This is a genomic window from Sphingomonas tagetis, from assembly GCF_024211275.1.
Lineage (GTDB): Bacteria > Pseudomonadota > Alphaproteobacteria > Sphingomonadales > Sphingomonadaceae > Sphingomonas > Sphingomonas tagetis.
Map to the genome: position 1 here is coordinate 37,496 of NZ_JAMLDX010000024.1, position 16,212 is coordinate 53,707.

Annotated in this window: 18 protein-coding genes; 7 read left to right on the top strand and 11 right to left on the bottom strand. The window is 66.5% G+C overall.

Features of this window, described 5'->3' with window-relative positions:
• Positions 1 to 55: 55 nt before the first annotated feature.
• Complete coding sequence (locus M9978_RS20825) at positions 56 to 652, top strand: response regulator (protein ID WP_254296706.1); 597 nt, start codon at positions 56 to 58, stop codon at positions 650 to 652.
• Here M9978_RS20825 and M9978_RS20830 read toward each other — a convergent pair.
• Genes M9978_RS20830 through argH form a run of 5 tightly spaced genes read right to left on the bottom strand, consistent with a single transcriptional unit; the run spans position 630 to position 5,213 of the window.
• The gene (locus tag M9978_RS20830; protein WP_254296710.1) at positions 630 to 1,580 is read right to left on the bottom strand and encodes a zinc transporter ZntB; all 951 of its coding nucleotides are present in this window, start codon (positions 1,578 to 1,580) and stop codon (positions 630 to 632) included. The two genes, M9978_RS20825 and M9978_RS20830, sit on opposite strands and share 23 nt — an antisense overlap.
• Positions 1,577 to 2,332 carry a precorrin-2 dehydrogenase/sirohydrochlorin ferrochelatase family protein gene (locus M9978_RS20835; RefSeq protein ID WP_254296714.1) on the bottom strand — a complete coding sequence of 252 codons (756 nt, stop codon included), beginning with the start codon at positions 2,330 to 2,332 and terminating at the stop codon, positions 1,577 to 1,579. Before M9978_RS20835 ends, M9978_RS20830 begins: the two co-directional genes overlap by 4 nt.
• Positions 2,329 to 3,588, bottom strand: coding sequence for a diaminopimelate decarboxylase (gene lysA, locus M9978_RS20840; protein ID WP_254296716.1), 1,260 nt, complete (start codon positions 3,586 to 3,588; stop codon positions 2,329 to 2,331). The genes M9978_RS20835 and lysA overlap by 4 nt, the downstream gene beginning before the upstream one ends.
• 17 nt (positions 3,589 to 3,605) lie before the next feature.
• The gene (locus M9978_RS20845; protein ID WP_254296719.1) at positions 3,606 to 3,839 is read right to left on the bottom strand and encodes a lipoprotein; all 234 of its coding nucleotides are present in this window, start codon (positions 3,837 to 3,839) and stop codon (positions 3,606 to 3,608) included.
• 3 nt (positions 3,840 to 3,842) lie between these two features.
• Positions 3,843 to 5,213 (bottom strand): argininosuccinate lyase, encoded by a 1,371-nt coding sequence (gene argH, locus M9978_RS20850; protein WP_254296723.1) that lies wholly within the window; start codon positions 5,211 to 5,213, stop codon positions 3,843 to 3,845.
• Between the two features lie 118 nt (positions 5,214 to 5,331).
• Between argH and M9978_RS20855 the strand changes: the two genes are divergently transcribed.
• Positions 5,332 to 5,823: a TlpA family protein disulfide reductase gene (locus M9978_RS20855; protein WP_254296725.1), complete on the top strand. Its 492-nt coding sequence runs from the start codon at positions 5,332 to 5,334 to the stop codon at positions 5,821 to 5,823.
• Positions 5,823 to 6,749, top strand: coding sequence for a hypothetical protein (locus tag M9978_RS20860; RefSeq protein ID WP_254296728.1), 927 nt, complete (start codon positions 5,823 to 5,825; stop codon positions 6,747 to 6,749). The genes M9978_RS20855 and M9978_RS20860 overlap by 1 nt, the downstream gene beginning before the upstream one ends.
• Here M9978_RS20860 and M9978_RS20865 read toward each other — a convergent pair.
• The 4 genes from M9978_RS20865 to M9978_RS20880 all read right to left on the bottom strand — a co-directional run bounded on the left by M9978_RS20865 (position 6,742) and on the right by M9978_RS20880 (position 11,729).
• Complete coding sequence (locus tag M9978_RS20865; RefSeq protein WP_254296730.1) at positions 6,742 to 7,998, bottom strand: tetratricopeptide repeat protein; 1,257 nt, start codon at positions 7,996 to 7,998, stop codon at positions 6,742 to 6,744. The genes M9978_RS20860 and M9978_RS20865 overlap by 8 nt on opposite strands.
• 63 nt (positions 7,999 to 8,061) lie before the next feature.
• Positions 8,062 to 9,375, bottom strand: a complete 1,314-nt coding sequence (locus M9978_RS20870) for a dihydrolipoamide acetyltransferase family protein (RefSeq protein ID WP_254296733.1) — start codon at positions 9,373 to 9,375, stop codon at positions 8,062 to 8,064.
• Between the two features lie 6 nt (positions 9,376 to 9,381).
• The gene (locus M9978_RS20875) at positions 9,382 to 10,386 is read right to left on the bottom strand and encodes an alpha-ketoacid dehydrogenase subunit beta (RefSeq protein WP_254296747.1); all 1,005 of its coding nucleotides are present in this window, start codon (positions 10,384 to 10,386) and stop codon (positions 9,382 to 9,384) included.
• 56 nt (positions 10,387 to 10,442) lie between these two features.
• Positions 10,443 to 11,729 (bottom strand): 3-methyl-2-oxobutanoate dehydrogenase (2-methylpropanoyl-transferring) subunit alpha, encoded by a 1,287-nt coding sequence (locus tag M9978_RS20880; RefSeq protein WP_254296735.1) that lies wholly within the window; start codon positions 11,727 to 11,729, stop codon positions 10,443 to 10,445.
• Between the two features lie 239 nt (positions 11,730 to 11,968).
• Between M9978_RS20880 and M9978_RS20885 the strand changes: the two genes are divergently transcribed.
• Positions 11,969 to 12,904, top strand: a complete 936-nt coding sequence (locus tag M9978_RS20885) for a ribose-phosphate pyrophosphokinase (protein WP_254296737.1) — start codon at positions 11,969 to 11,971, stop codon at positions 12,902 to 12,904.
• Here M9978_RS20885 and M9978_RS20890 read toward each other — a convergent pair.
• Both M9978_RS20890 and M9978_RS20895 read right to left on the bottom strand, forming a co-directional pair.
• Positions 12,901 to 13,647, bottom strand: coding sequence for a sulfite exporter TauE/SafE family protein (locus tag M9978_RS20890; RefSeq protein ID WP_254296749.1), 747 nt, complete (start codon positions 13,645 to 13,647; stop codon positions 12,901 to 12,903). The two genes, M9978_RS20885 and M9978_RS20890, sit on opposite strands and share 4 nt — an antisense overlap.
• Positions 13,644 to 14,189: a sterol desaturase family protein gene (locus M9978_RS20895; RefSeq protein ID WP_254296739.1), complete on the bottom strand. Its 546-nt coding sequence runs from the start codon at positions 14,187 to 14,189 to the stop codon at positions 13,644 to 13,646. Before M9978_RS20895 ends, M9978_RS20890 begins: the two co-directional genes overlap by 4 nt.
• Here M9978_RS20895 and M9978_RS20900 point away from each other — a divergent pair.
• The 3 genes from M9978_RS20900 to M9978_RS20910 all read left to right on the top strand — a co-directional run.
• A complete protein-coding gene (locus M9978_RS20900) occupies positions 14,188 to 14,493 on the top strand; it encodes a hypothetical protein (protein WP_254296741.1) in 306 nt (101 codons plus the stop codon). The two genes, M9978_RS20895 and M9978_RS20900, sit on opposite strands and share 2 nt — an antisense overlap.
• 129 nt (positions 14,494 to 14,622) lie before the next feature.
• The gene (gene sucC / locus M9978_RS20905) at positions 14,623 to 15,822 is read left to right on the top strand and encodes an ADP-forming succinate--CoA ligase subunit beta (protein ID WP_254296743.1); all 1,200 of its coding nucleotides are present in this window, start codon (positions 14,623 to 14,625) and stop codon (positions 15,820 to 15,822) included.
• A gap of 185 nt (positions 15,823 to 16,007) precedes the next feature.
• Positions 16,008 to 16,212 (top strand): electron transfer flavoprotein subunit beta/FixA family protein (locus M9978_RS20910; protein WP_436977211.1); only part of this gene is annotated, 205 nt, incomplete at its 3' end.

Consider the following 16,212-nt stretch of genomic DNA (forward strand, 5'->3'; position numbering starts at 1 on the left):
CATGGTTGCGGCGTCGTTAACCGGAAAGTGACGCTCGCATGGCACACCATATGTCATGGGACCGAACTTCATCCCCAGTGCCGACGCGCGCCGACGCACCGTTCGCAGCGTGCTGATCGTCGATGACAGCCGCACCAACCTGCACGTCATGGGCCAGCGGCTCGGCGAAAAAGGTTATTTGGTGGTGCTGAGCGACAATGGCCGCGAGGCGCTCGACCTGATCGCGGGGCGCGGTTTCGACCTTGTTTTGCTCGATCGGGTGATGCCGGGGATTTCCGGTCTGGAAGTATTGACCACGATACGCGGCACGCCGGACACGATGGACCTGCCCGTGGTCATGATCACCGCGCAGAGCGACAGCGCCAGCGCGGTCGAAGCGCTGGCTTGCGGTGCCGACGATTATGTCGCCAAGCCGTTCGATTTCGACGTGCTGCTGGCGCGGATCGAGCGCACGCTCAACCGTGCCGCACGGCTGAGCGACCTCAAGCGCTCGGTTGCAGCGATGGACGCGCGCATCGCCGCGCGTGCGATCGAGCTGGGCGAGACGAAAACCGAGCTCGCCGTCACCCGCGCCGACCGCGCGCGGCTGGTGAGCTCGATTCAATCGCTCAATGCCGAGGTCGAGCGTCTCAGCGGAACCAGTGCCGCCTGACGAAGTAGAAGGTCACCGCCGCCGCCACTGCCAGACTGAAGCCCGTGATCACCCAGAATGATCCGGCGTGATGCGCGTAAGGTATCCCGTCGACATTCATTCCGAACAGACCGGTGATGAAGGTCAGCGGCAGGAACACCATCGCCGCGATCGCGATGATCAGCGAGCGCTGGTCGATCAGCTCGGCACGCAAATCGGTCAGCGTCTCGTGAATCAGCGCGGCGCGTTCGCGGATCGCCTCCAGCTCCTCGGCCATGCGCGCCGCACGGTCGGCGGCGCCGGCGATGTGCAGCCGGTCGTCGTCGTTGAGCCAGCGCACATGCAACGACGACAGGTTTTCGAGTGCGATGCGCTGTGGATAGAGGAACCGGCGATAGCCGATCGCGGTGCGGCGGGCGTGGTTGACCTTGCGCCGCAAATCGAAGGCATGGCGCGGATCGAGCTGCTCCTCGCACGCGTCGAGCGAATCGCCGAGTTCGGCAACTTCGGGGTCGAGCTGCGCGGTGATCGCGCCCGCCAGCGTCGCGATCAGGTCGCCCGCGTCGAGGATCGTGCCCGCCGCCATCGCCGCGCGCGTCACCTCGATCGCATCGAGCGGCAGCCGCGTGACCGAGATCACCCGGTCGCCATTGGCGAACAGCCGCACCGAGGCGAGCGGGTCCGACGCCTGCATCGCCGCCTGCGTCTTGCCGCGCAGATTGAGCACTGCCCCGCCATCGATCTGGTCACAGCGCGGCCGCGTCTCCAGCGCGGTCAGCGCATCGATCACGAAATGCTCGAGCCCCGCGGTGTCGCGCAGCCAGAGCTGGACATGATCGTCGCGGTTGGTGAGGTGAATCCACATAAAGCCGCGGCGCGCGCGCACCGCTTCCTCGGGCGTGGTCTCGCGCACCCCGCTGCGCGAGACGACAAAGGCAAATCCGCTCATTCGCCCATTTCAACATCGACGGTGAGGCCGGGCAAGCCCTGAGGCGCCGCGCTGCATTCGATCCGCTCAGCATCGGCACGCGCGCGGTCGAGGATCGCGCGCGGCACGCCGGGGCGGTGGGTCACGCGTTCGGCCTGCGCCAGCGCGCGCGCCTCGCGCAGGGTGAGGTCGTCGGGATCGGCCGAATGCAGCCGGATGCGGACCAGTCTGTTCGCGATTTCGCCTTCACCGCCCAGCCATCGTGCCACCGCATCGTCCGGTTGCGCCGTGAACGGGTCGAGCGGCCCGGCCAGCGCGGCACCGATCGCGTGCCGCCGTTCGCCGCTGTCGGGCCAACGCCGCCGGATCGCGTCGCGTGCCGCCGCGAGCGCATCGGCCAGCCGGCCGAGCGAAGCGGGCAGCATCGCCTCCAGCCGCTGCCGCAACGCCGCCGCCAGCCCAGCCGACGCGCCGCCGGTGCCGATCGCGATCGTTACCGGATCGCGCTCGACGATCGCGGGCAGCGTGAAATCGCACAGGTCGGGCCGGTCGGCGACATTCACGAGCACGCCGCGCGCCTTGAGCCGCGCCGCCACGGCGTCGGGCTCGTCATCGGCGACGATCGCCAGCCGCGCATCGCCAGCTTCGCCGACGATCACTGCCCCGGCGCGTTCGAGCAGCCGGCGCTTGGCCTCCGCCGACGCGCCTTCGCCCACCAGAATTACCGGCTGCCCATCGACGCGAACGAAGACGGGCAGACCGGAATTTTTCACCGCGCCCACTCGGGGACGCGTTCGGCGCCCATGATCGTCTCGGCCTGGATGCGGTCGGCGACCACCGCATACTTGTCGCCCGACACCAGCACTTCGGGCACCAGCGGGCGGCTGTTATAGGTCGACGCCATGGTCGCGCCATATGCGCCCGCGGTGCGGAAGATGGCGAGGTCGCCCGAGCGCACCACGTCGATCTCGCGCCCCATCGCGAAGGTGTCGCCGGTCTCGCACACCGGACCCGCGATATTGGCCACGAACTTCTCGCCGGTCGGCTCGACCGCCTCGAATTCGTGATAGGCGTCGTACAGCGCCGGCCGCGCAAGGTCGTTCATCGCAGCATCGACGATGACATAGGGATTGCCGCTGGCGGGCTTGACCCAGATCACCTCGGTCACCAGCACCCCGGCGTTGCCGCAGATGAAGCGCCCTGGCTCGAACATCAACGTCACGTCCCAGCCCTGCGTCACGCGCTTGACCATCGCGCCGAACTCTTCCGCCGACGAGACGGTCTCGCCCGGGCGATAGGGCACGCCCAACCCGCCGCCGAGATCGACATGGGTGATGTCATGCCCCGCCGCGCGCAGCTCCGCGACCAGCTCGCCGATCCGCTTGTACGCGGCCTCGAGCGGGTCGAGCGTCTTCAACTGGCTGCCGATATGGATCGCCACGCCGCGCAGGTTCAGGCCGGGCAGCTTGGACAGCCGGTCGAAGATGCCCAACGCCGAATCGATCGCCACGCCGAACTTGTTCTCGGCCTTGCCGGTCGAGATCTTGGCGTGCGTCCCCGCATCGACGTCGGGGTTCACCCGCAGCACCGCCGGCGCGATCTTGCCTTGGGCATGCGCCAGCTCAGCGAGGACGGCGCCTTCCTCCTCCAGCTCGATATTGAACTGGCCGATCCCCTCGTCGAGGCCGAGCTGAAGTTCGCGCCGCGTCTTGCCGACGCCTGAAAAGACGATGTCCTCCGGCTTCATTCCTGCCGCTAGCGCGCGCTTCAATTCGCCGCCCGACACGACATCGGCGCCATAGCCGTTGCGCGCCAGCACGCCGAGTACGGCGAGGTTGGGATTGGCCTTGATCGCAAAGGCGATGTGCACGCGCGGCAGATCGGCGAGCGCGGCCTTGAGCACCTGCGCATGGCGTTCGAGCGTCGCGGTCGAATAGACATAGACGGGCGTGCCGACGTCCGCGGCGATTTGCGGAATGGCGACGTCCTCGGCGTGCAACACGCCGTTCTTGCGGTTGAAATGATCCATCGATTGATCTTCTTTGATTATTGCGGCGGCAGCGTGAATTCGTCGCTGCGCCGTTCCTGCGAGCTGCGCAGCACTTCGTCGCTGCGCGTCGGACGGGTCTGGGGCGGCGCCTGCACCAAATCGGTGGGCGTCGGCGTGGCCACCGCCCCATAGGGTTTGGGCGGCAGCGATCCCCCGGCGGCCGGTTTCAGCTCGCCCTTGTTGCCGCAAGCCGCCAACAGGATCGCCGAAAAGACCACCAGAGTCCGCATTGATTACTCTCCTCTTGCGGCGCGCGCGGCCGCAATCGCTTCACGCACCCGCACCGGCGAGGTCCCGCCGAAACTCGTGCGGCTCGCTACCGACGCATCGACGGTGAGCACGCCGAACGCACGTTCGTCGATACGCTGGTCGATCGCGGTCAGATCGGCAAGCTCGAGCTGGTCGAGCCGCACGCCCTTGGCTTCCGCCGCGGCAACCGCTCGGCCGGTGATATGGTGCGCCTCGCGAAACGGGATGCCGCCCTCGCGCACCAGCCAGTCGGCAAGATCGGTCGCGGTTGCGAAGCCGCTCTCCGCCAGCCCGCGCATCCGGTCGGTGCGGAACTGCGCGCTCTCGATCATCCCGGTCATCGCCGCAATCGACAGCGCCAGCAAGTCGTGGGCCTCGAACACCGGCGGCTTGTCGTCCTGCATGTCCTTCGAATAGGCGAGCGGCAGCCCCTTCATCGTGATCATCAGCGCAATGAGGCAGCCGACGATCCGACCGCTATGCCCGCGCACCAGCTCGGCGGCGTCGGGATTGCGCTTTTGCGGCATGATCGAGCTGCCGGTCGACCATTGATCGCTCAATTTGACGAAGCCGAAGGGCTGGCTCGCCCAGATCACGAACTCTTCCGCCAGCCGCGAGAGATGCAGCGAGCATTGCGCCGCCGCCATCAGATAATCGAGCGCGAAGTCGCGGTCGCTGACTGCATCGAGCGAGTTGCGCGTCGGCCCGTCAAAGCCGAGCGCGCTCGCCGTCGCCGCACGATCCAGATCGAACCCCGTCCCCGCCAGCGCCGCCGAGCCGAGCGGGCACAGATTGCCGCGCTCGCGATTGTCGCCGAACCGCGACACGTCGCGCGCGATCATCTCGAAATAGGCCATCAGATGATGCCCCAACGTCACCGGCTGCGCGCTCTGCAGATGGGTGAAGCCCGGCATCACGCTGTCGGCATGTTCCTCCGCCCGCGCCAGCAGCGCGCCCTGCAACACGTCGAGCGCCGCCAGCACCTGATCGGTGGCATCGCGTACCCACAGCCGGAAATCGGTTGCGACCTGATCGTTGCGGCTGCGCGCGGTGTGCAGCCGCCCGGCGACCGGCCCGATCTTCTCGGCCAGCCGCGCCTCGGTCAGCATATGGATGTCTTCGAGCGCCATATCCTCCGGCACCCCGCCGCGCTCATAATCGGCGGCAACCTGATCCAGCCCGGCCGAAATCGTCGCAGCGTCGTCGGGCGAAACGATCCCCTGCTGGCCCAGCATCGCGACATGCGCCTTCGATCCGGCGATATCCTGGCGCCACATCCGCTTGTCGAACGGGATCGATGCGTTAATCTCGCGCATCACCGACGACGGGCCTTCGGCGAAGCGCCCGCCCCACATCGAATTGGAGCCTGTCTTGCGCTCGACGATCGCGCTTCTCCCTGCCTTGGCCCTGCTCGCCCTTGGAATCGCCGGCTGCGATAGGCCGAAGGACGCGGACGGGCAAGCAAACGCAACTGTGCCCACCGATAGCGACGCTGCGCCAGCGAACGAGACCGCGCCCACCCGGGCCGACAAGCTCGACCGCAGCCACAAGGGCGAGGCCGCGCCAGCGACGCCGTTCAAGGCGCCGGACGGCAAGACCGTCACGCTCGCCGACTTCAAGGGCAAGCCGCTGCTGCTCAACCTGTGGGCGACGTGGTGCGCGCCATGCGTGCGCGAAATGCCGACGCTCGACCGGGTGGCGGTGCGCGAATCGGGCAAGCTGCAGGTGCTGACGGTGAGCCAGGACCTGGAAGGCGCGGCCAAGGTCACGCCGTTCTTCGAGAAGGCGAAGTTCCAGGCGCTCAAGCCGTATCTCGATACCGATGTCGCGCTCTCGACCGGCTATGGCGTCAACCTACCGACGACAATTCTCTATGATTCGCAAGGCCGCGAAATATGGCGCGTGGCCGGCGACATGGAATGGGACGGCGCGACGGCGGCGGCATGGATCGCGGAGGCGAAGTAATGAGCGATGAGTTCGATCCCCCACTCCGCCCGGGCCGCCCGCTGCCGCTGATCGCGGTGCTGCTCGGCCTGGCTGTCCTCGCCAGCGCCGCGCTGATCCTGCCGCGCGTCGCGCCGCCGCTGCCGCTGGCCACGCTGGTAGGGGCCGGAGCGGCCGCCGGATTGCTGTTCTGGCTACTCGCGCTCGCCGCCGGACTGCGGCGTGGGCCGGGCTGGTGGACCGCTGCATCACTCGCGCTGCTGATCGGTGGCGGTGCGCTCGCCGGGCTCAATGCTTCGCGCATCGGCCATGCCGGGACGGCAGCCGACGCCAGCACCTTCGCCGAGCTCGAGCTGAATCCCGACGCCACGCCGATCCTGCCGAGCAATCCCGGCCGCGGCGCGATCTCGACGGCCTATGCCGAGCTGGTCCGCGCCGACGAGCGCGCGGTGAAAGCGCAGAATGCCGAAATCGCCAAGCTCAATCTCGGCACGCTCAACAGCCCCTATCTGCTCTCGCAAGCGCCCGCGGTCCTGAGCAACTGCCCGTCGATCGGCGCGCTCGCAAGCGCAGCTGAAAAGGCCGGCGCGGATCGTGCGACGCGCGTTGCAGCACTCGCCCGCGCCGCGCAAACCGCGAACCTCGCGGATGACGTGAAGCAGGCCATCGTCCTGATCGTCACACCGCCTGAAGGTGCCGCCGAGGCTTTGCTCAAGCAGGAGCGCGAGATGTGGCAGGCGACGCAATCGCTTTGCCAGCTTCTCGCCAAGCGCGGCTGGTCGAACGCCAATGGCTATTTCGGCTTCGGCAGCGCCACCGACAAGGCGGCGTTCGACGCGCTCAATCAGCGCCGCCTCGCGGTCGAGGGCGAGCGCAAACGCATCCGCGACGGCATCCGCAAGCGGTTCGAGGAAGGCCGCGAGAAAGTCCGCGCGGCGCTCAGCTAATCGCGCGGGGAGACGGAACCGATACGCGCCACGCGGTCTTCACCTGGCCGAAGAAGATCCGACGCCGGTCTGCCGCCTCACTGCCCGTTCCGGCAAGCCGAACGTCGCCAACGCGCGTGTCGAACCCTCGCCCGGCTTCACGGAACAGCGTTCTCGCATCGGCCGCCCGGTCCAGCCGCAACAGGCATCCCGCCAGCCAGATCGTGATCGCCAGACGCCGCGGATGATCGGCTGAAAGACGGGACCGGTATATGCGATAGGCGCTGCGCTGAAACGGCTCGCCTTCCGCGAACCGGCCCCGCTCGATCAGGAAGCTCCCGAGTCCGTGATAGACATTCGCCGTGGCGGTGGATGTCCGCGAGATCGCCAGTTGCAACTCCAGCGCGCGGCGATAGGCCCGTTCGGCGCGGGCCCAATCCGCCCGCGCTTCGGCAAGCGGCGCATCGAGCAGCACCAGCTGGACGATCAGCGCGGGATCGTCCGTGACATCGAGCGCGAGCGCTTCTTTCACCGCCTGTTCGGCGTCGTCATATCGCTTGAGCTTGAGCAGGGGGCCGAGCAGATTGACATAGGTTCGCCCGACAATGTTCGACTTGGTCTGCGGGTCAGCCCGCCGGATGGCCAGCGCCAGCCGGAATTCGATCGCCGCTTCCGCCCAGCGCTGCTGCCCGTCGAGAATCAGGGCGCGCAAATTGTGAATCGAGGCGATCCGCCCCGGCGTCGCGGCCGGCGAGCGCTGGAGCGCCAGCGCCGCGCGGGCGACCTCGCCCTCCGCCAGCAGGAACTTGCCCTGCGTGCGCAGATTTTCGGCCAGCAGCAGCCGATAAATGTCTTCGCGCGGATCGCCCGTCATCAGCGCGACGACGGCGCGCCAATAAGGCTCGGCATCGGCGCGGCGCTCGAGATCTTCCAGCTCTACCCCGATCTGCGCGAGCAATTGCCAATGCTCCTGGCGTGTGGCCCGCCCGGCTTCGGCGATCGCCAGCGCCTCTTTGAGATACTGGATTCCGGCATCGACCTGCCCCGCCCAGCGATGCGCGAAGAAATTTTGCCACAGCAGCGCGAAGCAGTCGTCACCCGCCTTCGCCTCTGCGCGGCAAAGGCGTAGCTCCGTCCGAGCGAGCGCCAGCGCCGCCTGAGGCTCGCGCCCGTTCATCGCGGCTGCCAGCGCCGCCGACGGCTGTCGCCGTTCGGCCGCAGCAGGAACCGCCGACAGCACGATCATGACAAGGCAGGCGAACAATCTCACGCCGCCAGCCTATCATCGCTGCCGCGGAAGCGAAAAGCGACGAAGCCGGTCAGGCGGCGGCGATCAATCCGCGAACAGCAGCACCGGCGTTTCGAGCAGCTTGCGCAGCGCCTGGACATAGCTCGCCGCGTCCCAGCCATCGACCACGCGGTGGTCGCAGCTGATCGACAGGTTCATCAGCTTGGCGCGCACGATGTCGTCGCCGCGGAACACCGGGCGCTCGACGATCTTGTTCGGGCCGATGATCGCCACCTCGGGCTTGTTGATCACCGGCGTCGTCGCGACGCCGCCGAGCGGGCCAAGCGAGGTGATGGTGATGGTCGAGCCCGACAGCTCCTCCGACTTCGCCTTGCCGGTGCGCGCGGCTTCGGCGAGGCGGGTGATCTCGCTCGCCAGCTGCCACACATTCATGTCCTGCGCGTCGCGCAGCACCGGGACCATCAGGCCCGCATCGGTCTGAGTCGCCATGCCCATGTGCACCCGGCCATGGCGCGTCACCACGCCGGCCTCGTCATCGTAGCGCGCGTTGAGCATCGGGAAGTCTGGCAGGGTGCGGCAGATCGCGACGATCACGAACGGTAACATCGTCAGCTTGGGCCGCGACCCGCGATTGGCGTTGAGGTCGCCACGCATCTCTTCCAGCGCGGTCACGTCGATCTCGTCGACATAGGTGAAGTGCGGGATGGTGCGCTTGGCCGCCGCCATATTCTCGGCGATGCGGCGGCGCATGCCGATGACCTTGACCGGCACATCCTCACGCGCCTGGCTGGCGTGCGGGGCGTGATAGCCCTGCCCGCTGCCATAGCGCAGGAAGGCGTCGAGATCGGCGTGGCGCACGCGGTCGCCGTCGGTCTTCACCTGTGCGAGATCCACGCCGAGGTCCTTGGCGCGCTGACGCACGGCAGGTGAGGCGAGGACCGTTGATTTCGGCGTAGCAACTTCCGTTTGGCTTGAGCTTGTCGAAGGCCCTGTCGCCGCGGGCGCGTCGCTTGCGGCGATAGACGCTTCGACAGGCTCAGGGCGAACGGGTTCCGGAGCCGACTCCGTGACTTCGTCCACCCCCGGCGTCTCCGCCTCGATCTGCGCCTCGACGTCCTCGCTCACCGGTGCGGCGTCGGATTCCTCGGCAACGTCGCCATCGACCTCGACCACCATCAGTCCGGAGCCGATCGGCACCATGTCGCCGACCTCGCCGGCCAGTTCGACGACCGTGCCGGACACCGGCGATTCCATCTCGACCGTCGCCTTGTCGGTCATCATGTCCGCGACCTGCTGGTCCTCCTCGACTCGATCGCCGACCTTGACGTGCCAGGCGACGATCTCGGCCTCGGCGATGCCTTCGCCGATGTCGGGCAAGCGAAACGTGAAGCGTGCCATTGCGGATCAGTCCTTGAGAAGTTTCTTGAGCGCCTGCCCGATGCGGACCGGCCCGGGAAAATACGCCCATTCGAGCGAGTGCGGATACGGCGTGTCGAAGCCGGTGACGCGTTCGACTGGCGCTTCGAGGTGATAGAAGCAGCGCTCCTGCACCAGGCTCACCAGTTCCGAGCCGAAGCCGCTGGTCCGCGTCGCCTCGTGCACCACCATGCAGCGCCCGGTCTTCTTGACCGACGCCTCGATCGTCTCGATGTCGAGCGGAACGAGCGTGCGCAGATCGATGATCTCGGCGTCGACGCCCATGTCCTCGACGGTCGACTGCACGACATGCACCATCGTGCCATAAGCGAGGATCGTCACCGCCTCGCCGGGCCGCACGATCGCCGCCTTGCCCAGCTCGATCCGGTAATAGCCTTCGGGCACCTCGCCGCCGGCATGGCCCGACCAGTTTTTCGACGGGCGGTCCCAATGGCCATCGAACGGGCCGTTATAGATGCGCTTGGGCTCGAAGAAGATGACCGGGTCATTGTCCTCGATCGACGCGATCAGCAGCCCCTTGGCGTCATAGGGGGTCGAGGGGATCACCGTCTTCACGCCCGATACGTGCGTGAAGATGCCTTCGGGCGACTGGCTGTGCGTCTGTCCGCCGAAGATGCCGCCGCCGAACGGCGAGCGCACCGTCAGCGGCGCGGTGAACTGCCCGGCCGAACGATAGCGCAGCCGCGCCGCCTCGCTGACCAGCTGGTCGAGCGCGGGATAGATATAGTCGGCGAACTGGATCTCGGGCACCGGGCGCAGGCCATAGGCGCCCATCCCGATCGCCACGCCGATGATGCCGCATTCGGTGATCGGCGTATCGAACACACGGGTCTTGCCGAACTTGGCCTGCAAGCCCGCGGTCGCGCGGAACACGCCGCCGAAATAGCCGACATCCTCGCCCATCACGATCACGCTGGGATCGCGCGCCATCATGACCTCCATGGCGGAATTGATCGCCTGGATCATGTTCATGCGGGTGTTGGCCCCGGCTTCGCTCACGCCAACTTCTTCGCTCACGATCGCCTCGCTCATTTCTTGCGCGCCCATGGACGGCCCGAGGCGGTTTCCTCGTCGAGCATCTGCTGGCGCTGCTCCTTGAGGTGCCAGGGCATTTCCTCGAACACGCCGTCGAACAGCGAATCGAGCGGCTGGTGCAGGCCGTGACCGAGGATGCCGTTCTTCTCGGCATTCTTCTGCGCGACCTTGACCAGCTCGGCGAGCTCGCGGTCCTGGGCGGCATGGCGTTCCTCGTCCCATTCGCCGATGGCGATGAGATGGTCCTTCAGCCGCGCGACCGGGTCGCCCAGCGGCCAGGCGGTGGGCTCGCCCGCGCTGCGATATTGCGTCGGGTCGTCCGACGTCGAATGGCCTTCGGCGCGATAGGTGAAATGCTCGATCAGCGTCGGCCCCTGATTGGTCCGCGCGCGCTCGGCCGCCCATGACGTCGCGGCATAGACCGCCAGCGCATCGTTGCCATCGACGCGCAAGCCCGCGATGCCATAGCCGATCGCGCGCGCGGCGAAGGTCGTCGCCTCGGCGCCGGCAAAGCCCGAGAAGCTCGAAATCGCCCACTGGTTGTTGACGATGTTGAAGATCACCGGCGCCTTGTACACGGTCGCGAAGGTCAGCGCGGAGTGGAAGTCGCCCTCCGCGGTCGAGCCCTCGCCGCACCAGGTCGCGGCGATGCGCGTGTCGCCCTTGGCGGCACTCGCCATCGCCCAGCCCACTGCCTGCGGATATTGCGTGGTGAGGTTGCCCGAGATCGAGAAGAAGCCGTCTTCCCTGGACGAATACATGATCGGCAACTGCTTGCCGTGCAGCTCGTCGGCGGTGTTCGAATAGATCTGGTTCATCATCCGTTCGAGCGCGTAACCGCGCGCGATCAGGATGCCCTGCTGGCGATAGCTCGGGAAGCACATGTCGTCGCGGCTCAGCGCATGAGTCGCCGAAACCGCCACCGCCTCTTCGCCCAGGCACTTCATGTAGAAGCTGGTCTTGCCCTGCCGCTGTGCGCGGAACATGCGCTCGTCGAACGCGCGCACCAGCGCCATGTCGCGCAGCATCTGCCGCAGCGTGTCGGGGGTCAGGCGCGGGTTCCACGGGCCGACCGCCTGCCCCGCGTCGTCGAGCACGCGCACCAGCGTATAGGCGAGCTCATGGAAGCTCGCCGGGTCGGCGGCGGTGTCGGGGCGGGGCTGGGCACCGGCGGGCGGCACTTCGACCGCGGCAAAGTCGACAGTGTCGCCGGGCCGGAACTTGGGTTCGGGTACATGCAGCGACAACGGTGGAAGATTGGGACGCGCGTCCACGGTCATGCTCTCTCCAGCCTCCAGATGCCTTCCGTGAATCGCTTCAACGCACGGAATAGTATTTCAGCTGCTTGTTATTATCTTTCAAGCAGCCTGTCTAGATAGGACAGCACCACTGTCCTGAACCGCATCGACTCCGTGCGGAACAGCACAGCCTTCGCCTCATAAACCAAACGCCTCTTTTCGCGAACCGCTCCGCCTCCTAAGGGGACGCTTTGGATTCAGCGCTGGGGAGCGGCACACACATGAAACTGATGGCCGGCAATTCGAACCTGCCGCTCGCCCAGGCGATCGCGAGCTATCTCGAAATCCCGCTGACCCAGGCCAATGTGCGCCGTTTCGCCGACGAGGAAATCTTCGTCGAGATCCTCGAAAATGTCCGCGGCGAGGACGTGTTCCTGCTCCAGTCGACCAGCTTCCCGGTCAACGACAACCTTATGGAATTGCTGATCATGATCGATGCGCTCAAGCGCGCATCGGCCAAGCGGATCACCGCCGTGCTCCCCTATTTCGGCTATGCCCGGCAGGACCGCAAGCCCGGCCCGCGCACCCCGATCTCGGCCAAGCTGGTCGCCAATCTGATCACCAAGGCGGGCGCCGACCGCGTGCTCTCGGTCGACCTCCATGCCGGCCAGATCCAGGGCTTTTTCGACATCCCGACCGACAATCTGTTCGGCGCCCCGGTCATGAGCGAGGACATCAAGGCTCGCTTTTCCGACAAGAACCTCATGGTCGTTTCGCCCGATGTCGGCGGCGTGGTGCGCGCGCGCGCGCTGGCCAAGCGGCTCGACAACGCGCCGCTGGCGATCGTCGACAAGCGCCGCGAGCGCGCCGGCGAATCGGAAGTGATGAACATCATCGGCGATGTCGCAGGCCGTTTCTGCATCCTGATCGATGACATCGTCGATTCGGCCGGCACCTTGTGCAACGCCGCCGCCGCGCTGCGCGAGGCAGGGGCCGAGGACGTCGTCGCCTATTGCACCCATGGCGTGCTGTCGGGCGGCGCGGTGGCGCGAGTCGATGGCTCTTCGCTCAAGGAGCTGGTGATCACCGATTCGATCGGCAATCACGATGTGGTCGGCCAGGCGCAGAAGATCCGCCACCTGACGATCGCACCGCTGCTCGCCGAAGCGATGCGCCGCATCGCGGACGAGAGCTCGGTATCGAGTTTGTTCGACTAGGCTGCGGCTTTCCAGATCAGCACAGCGCCCACCGCAATCATCAGCCAGTAGATCGCGACGTAGAAGCGCTCGGGCGACACCCGCCGGACCAGCCACACCCCGGCAAAGGTCGAGAGAATCGCCACCGGCAGCAACGCCGCCGCGGTCAGCAGATTCTCGCGGGTGAATTGCCCGAGCGCGAGATAGGCCGGCACCTTGATCCAGTTGACCAGCGCGAAATAGACCGCGGTCGTCCCCACCAGCATGTCGCGGGCCAGCCGGCGCGGGAGCACCCACAGCTGCCATGGCGGCTGCCCGGCATGCGCGATCTGGCTGGTGAAGCCCGAAGCGACGCCGAACAGCGCGCCGACCCAGCCGGGCGAGTTCGAGGCTTCGGGCTGCGCGTGCTTGTCGCGCCACAACCGATAGGCACCGAACAGCATCGAGATCGCACCGACCGCCGCGAGCACCCAGTCCGCCGGCACGCTCGCCGCGAACACATAGCCCAGCACGATCCCGATCACTGCGCCCGCCAGCGTCCAACCCAGCACGAACCCGTCGACGCTGCGCCGGAACGCCCATACGCCGACCACATCCTGCACGATCAGGATCGGCAGCAAAATCGCCGCCGCGCGCACCGGATCGGTGGCAAAGGCGACCATCGGCAATGACAGCGCGCCCAACCCGGCGAACCCGCCCTTGGACAGGCCGAGCAGGATCACCGCCGGCACCGCCAGCGCATAAAAGAGCGGGTCCCCGATCAGCTGCGCGGCCCGGCTGGTGCCCGCACGCCGGCATTGCCGCCGGCATTGAGCTGCGCCTTGAGCCGCTCCGGCGCGGGCGCCCACAGGAAGCCGAAGCTCACCGTGCCATCTTTGGTCTCGACCGCATGGTGCAGCCGGTGCGCCTGGATGATGCGCTTCATATAGGCCGAGCGCGGCACATAGCGGTGCCCCACCCGGCGATGCACGATCACGTCATGGAACCCGAAATAGATCGCGCCATAACCCGCGATCCCCGCGCCGATCCAGACGAAGCCCGGCCACCAGCCGAGCTGCACCCCGCCGAGCAGCAGCACGATCGACGGCACGGCGAAGATCACCGCATAGAGGTCGTTGAGCTCCCAATTGCCCGTGCGCGGCTCGTGGTGACTCCTGTGCAGGAACCAGCCCGGCCCATGCATCACCCAGCGATGTGCGGCATAGGCCACGCCCTCCATGAAGGCGATCGTCGCGATGAACAGCAGGATGCCGCCAAAAATAGAACTGATTGCCGGATTCATGCGCGCGATATAGCGACGCGCCATGCGAAGCGCACCCTTCCTTGTCGCCGGCCTGCTGGCCCTGTCCGCCTGCGCCGTGCCCGAGGCGAAACTGCGCACCGGCCTTGTCAATGCCGGCCTCGCCCCGCCGCTGGCGGCCTGTATGGCCGGGCGGATGGTCGATCGCCTGTCGCTCGCACAGCTGATGCGGATCGCCGATCTGCCCAAGGCGCGCCGCGCCGAGTCGGTGGACCAATTGCTCCGCCGTATCCGCGCGCTGGGCGATCCCGAGATCGTCGCCGTTGCAACCAGCTCCGCCGCGCTTTGCGCCACTGGGCTCAGCCCATAACGTATTCCAATCCATCGAAGAAATGTCTTTATTGCGACTGCGTCTTAGTATCGATCATTCGGGATTTGCTTCCGTTGAAACGCTGTGCTTTAGGCGGCGCAAATTTGCTGCAACGCAAAGGATCTGCGCATGAACATTCACGAATATCAGGCCAAGGAACTGCTGGCGAAGTTCGGTGCGCCGATCGCGGCCGGCCACGCCGCCTTCACTGTCGAGGAAGCCGTCGAAGCGGCGAAGCAGCTGCCGGGGCCGCTCTACGTCGTGAAGTCGCAAATCCATGCCGGCGGCCGCGGCAAGGGCAAGTTCAAGGAACTCGGCCCCGACGCCAAGGGCGGCGTCCGTCTCGCTTTCAGCCTCGATGAAGTGAAGGCGCACGCGACCGACATGCTCGGCAACACGCTGGTGACGATCCAGACCGGCGACGCCGGCAAGCAGGTCAACCGCCTCTACGTCACCGACGGCGCCGACATCGCCAGGGAATTCTACCTCGCGCTCCTCGTCGATCGCGCCAGCAGCCAGGTCGCGTTCGTCGTCTCGACCGAAGGCGGCATGGACATCGAGGAAGTCGCGCATTCGACGCCGGAGAAGATCAAGACCTTCTCGGTCGATCCGGCGACCGGCTTCATGCCGCATCACGGCCGCACCGTCGCCGCCGCGCTCGGCCTGTCGGGCGATCAGGCGAAGCAGGCCGCGAAAGTGGCCAAGTCGCTCTACGACGCGTTCCTCGCCACCGACGCCGAGCAGATCGAGATCAACCCGCTCGCGCTGACCGAGCAGGGCAACCTCCTCGTCCTCGACGCCAAGGTCGGCTTCGACGGCAATGCGCTGTTCCGTCACAAGGACTTGCTGGCGCTGCGTGACGAGACCGAGGAAGACCCGGCCGAGCTCGAAGCGTCGAAGTACGACCTCGCTTACATCAAGCTCGACGGCGATATCGGCTGCATGGTCAACGGCGCCGGCCTCGCCATGGCGACGATGGACATCATCAAGCTCAACGGCATGTTCCCGGCCAACTTCCTCGATGTCGGCGGTGGCGCCAACAAGGAGAAAGTGACCGCGGCGTTCAAGATCATCCTCGCCGATCCTGCGGTGAAGGGCATTCTCGTCAACATCTTTGGCGGGATCATGAAGTGCGACATCATCGCCGCCGGCATCGTCGCCGCGGCGAAGGAAGTGAATCTGTCGGTCCCGCTGGTCGTCCGCCTCGAGGGCACCAATGTCGAGGAAGGCAAGGCCATCCTCGCCAATTCCGGCCTGGCGATCGTCCCGGCGAACGATCTCGGCGACGCGGCAAAGAAGATCGTCGCGGAGGTCAAGCAGGCTGCTTGATCCCCGGCCAATCGACGCCCATTGAGAAGGGGCCGGGGGCGCAGCTTTCCGGCCCCTTTTTGCGTTTTTGACAGCTCCGTGATGGCTGACAGCCGCTGCCATACCGGACTTGCGAAAACAAACCGGGTCCTACAAAGGGCTCGCGGACTCGAAATTGCAAAACGACGCGACAAGCGGAGGACACAATGAAGGTGCTGGTGCCGGTCAAGCGGGTGCTTGACTATAATGTGAAGCCGCGGGTGAAGGCGGACGGGACGGGTGTGGATCTGGCGAACGTCAAGATGAGCATGAACCCGTTCGACGAGATTGCGGTCGAGGAAGCGATCCGCCTGAAGGAAAAGGGCGTGGCGACCGAGATCATCGTGGTCTCGATCGGCGAGCAGAAGGCGC

Excerpts from the sequence above, each read along its gene's own strand:
- lysA (WP_254296716.1), bottom strand. The coding sequence starts at position 3,588 with ATGGATCATTTCAACCGCAAGAACGGCGTGTTGCACGCCGAGGACGTC.
- M9978_RS20860 (WP_254296728.1), top strand. The coding sequence starts at position 5,823 with ATGAGCGATGAGTTCGATCCCCCACTCCGCCCGGGCCGCCCGCTGCCG.
- M9978_RS20895 (WP_254296739.1), bottom strand. The coding sequence starts at position 14,189 with ATGGCGCGTCGCTATATCGCGCGCATGAATCCGGCAATCAGTTCTATT.
- sucC (WP_254296743.1), top strand. The coding sequence starts at position 14,623 with ATGAACATTCACGAATATCAGGCCAAGGAACTGCTGGCGAAGTTCGGT.
- M9978_RS20830 (WP_254296710.1), bottom strand. The coding sequence starts at position 1,580 with ATGAGCGGATTTGCCTTTGTCGTCTCGCGCAGCGGGGTGCGCGAGACC.
- M9978_RS20880 (WP_254296735.1), bottom strand. The coding sequence starts at position 11,729 with ATGACCGTGGACGCGCGTCCCAATCTTCCACCGTTGTCGCTGCATGTA.
- argH (WP_254296723.1), bottom strand. The coding sequence starts at position 5,213 with ATGTGGGGCGGGCGCTTCGCCGAAGGCCCGTCGTCGGTGATGCGCGAG.
- M9978_RS20885 (WP_254296737.1), top strand. The coding sequence starts at position 11,969 with ATGAAACTGATGGCCGGCAATTCGAACCTGCCGCTCGCCCAGGCGATC.
- M9978_RS20875 (WP_254296747.1), bottom strand. The coding sequence starts at position 10,386 with ATGAACATGATCCAGGCGATCAATTCCGCCATGGAGGTCATGATGGCG.
- M9978_RS20900 (WP_254296741.1), top strand. The coding sequence starts at position 14,188 with ATGCGAAGCGCACCCTTCCTTGTCGCCGGCCTGCTGGCCCTGTCCGCC.
- M9978_RS20845 (WP_254296719.1), bottom strand. The coding sequence starts at position 3,839 with ATGCGGACTCTGGTGGTCTTTTCGGCGATCCTGTTGGCGGCTTGCGGC.
- M9978_RS20870 (WP_254296733.1), bottom strand. The coding sequence starts at position 9,375 with ATGGCACGCTTCACGTTTCGCTTGCCCGACATCGGCGAAGGCATCGCC.
- M9978_RS20825 (WP_254296706.1), top strand. The coding sequence starts at position 56 with ATGGGACCGAACTTCATCCCCAGTGCCGACGCGCGCCGACGCACCGTT.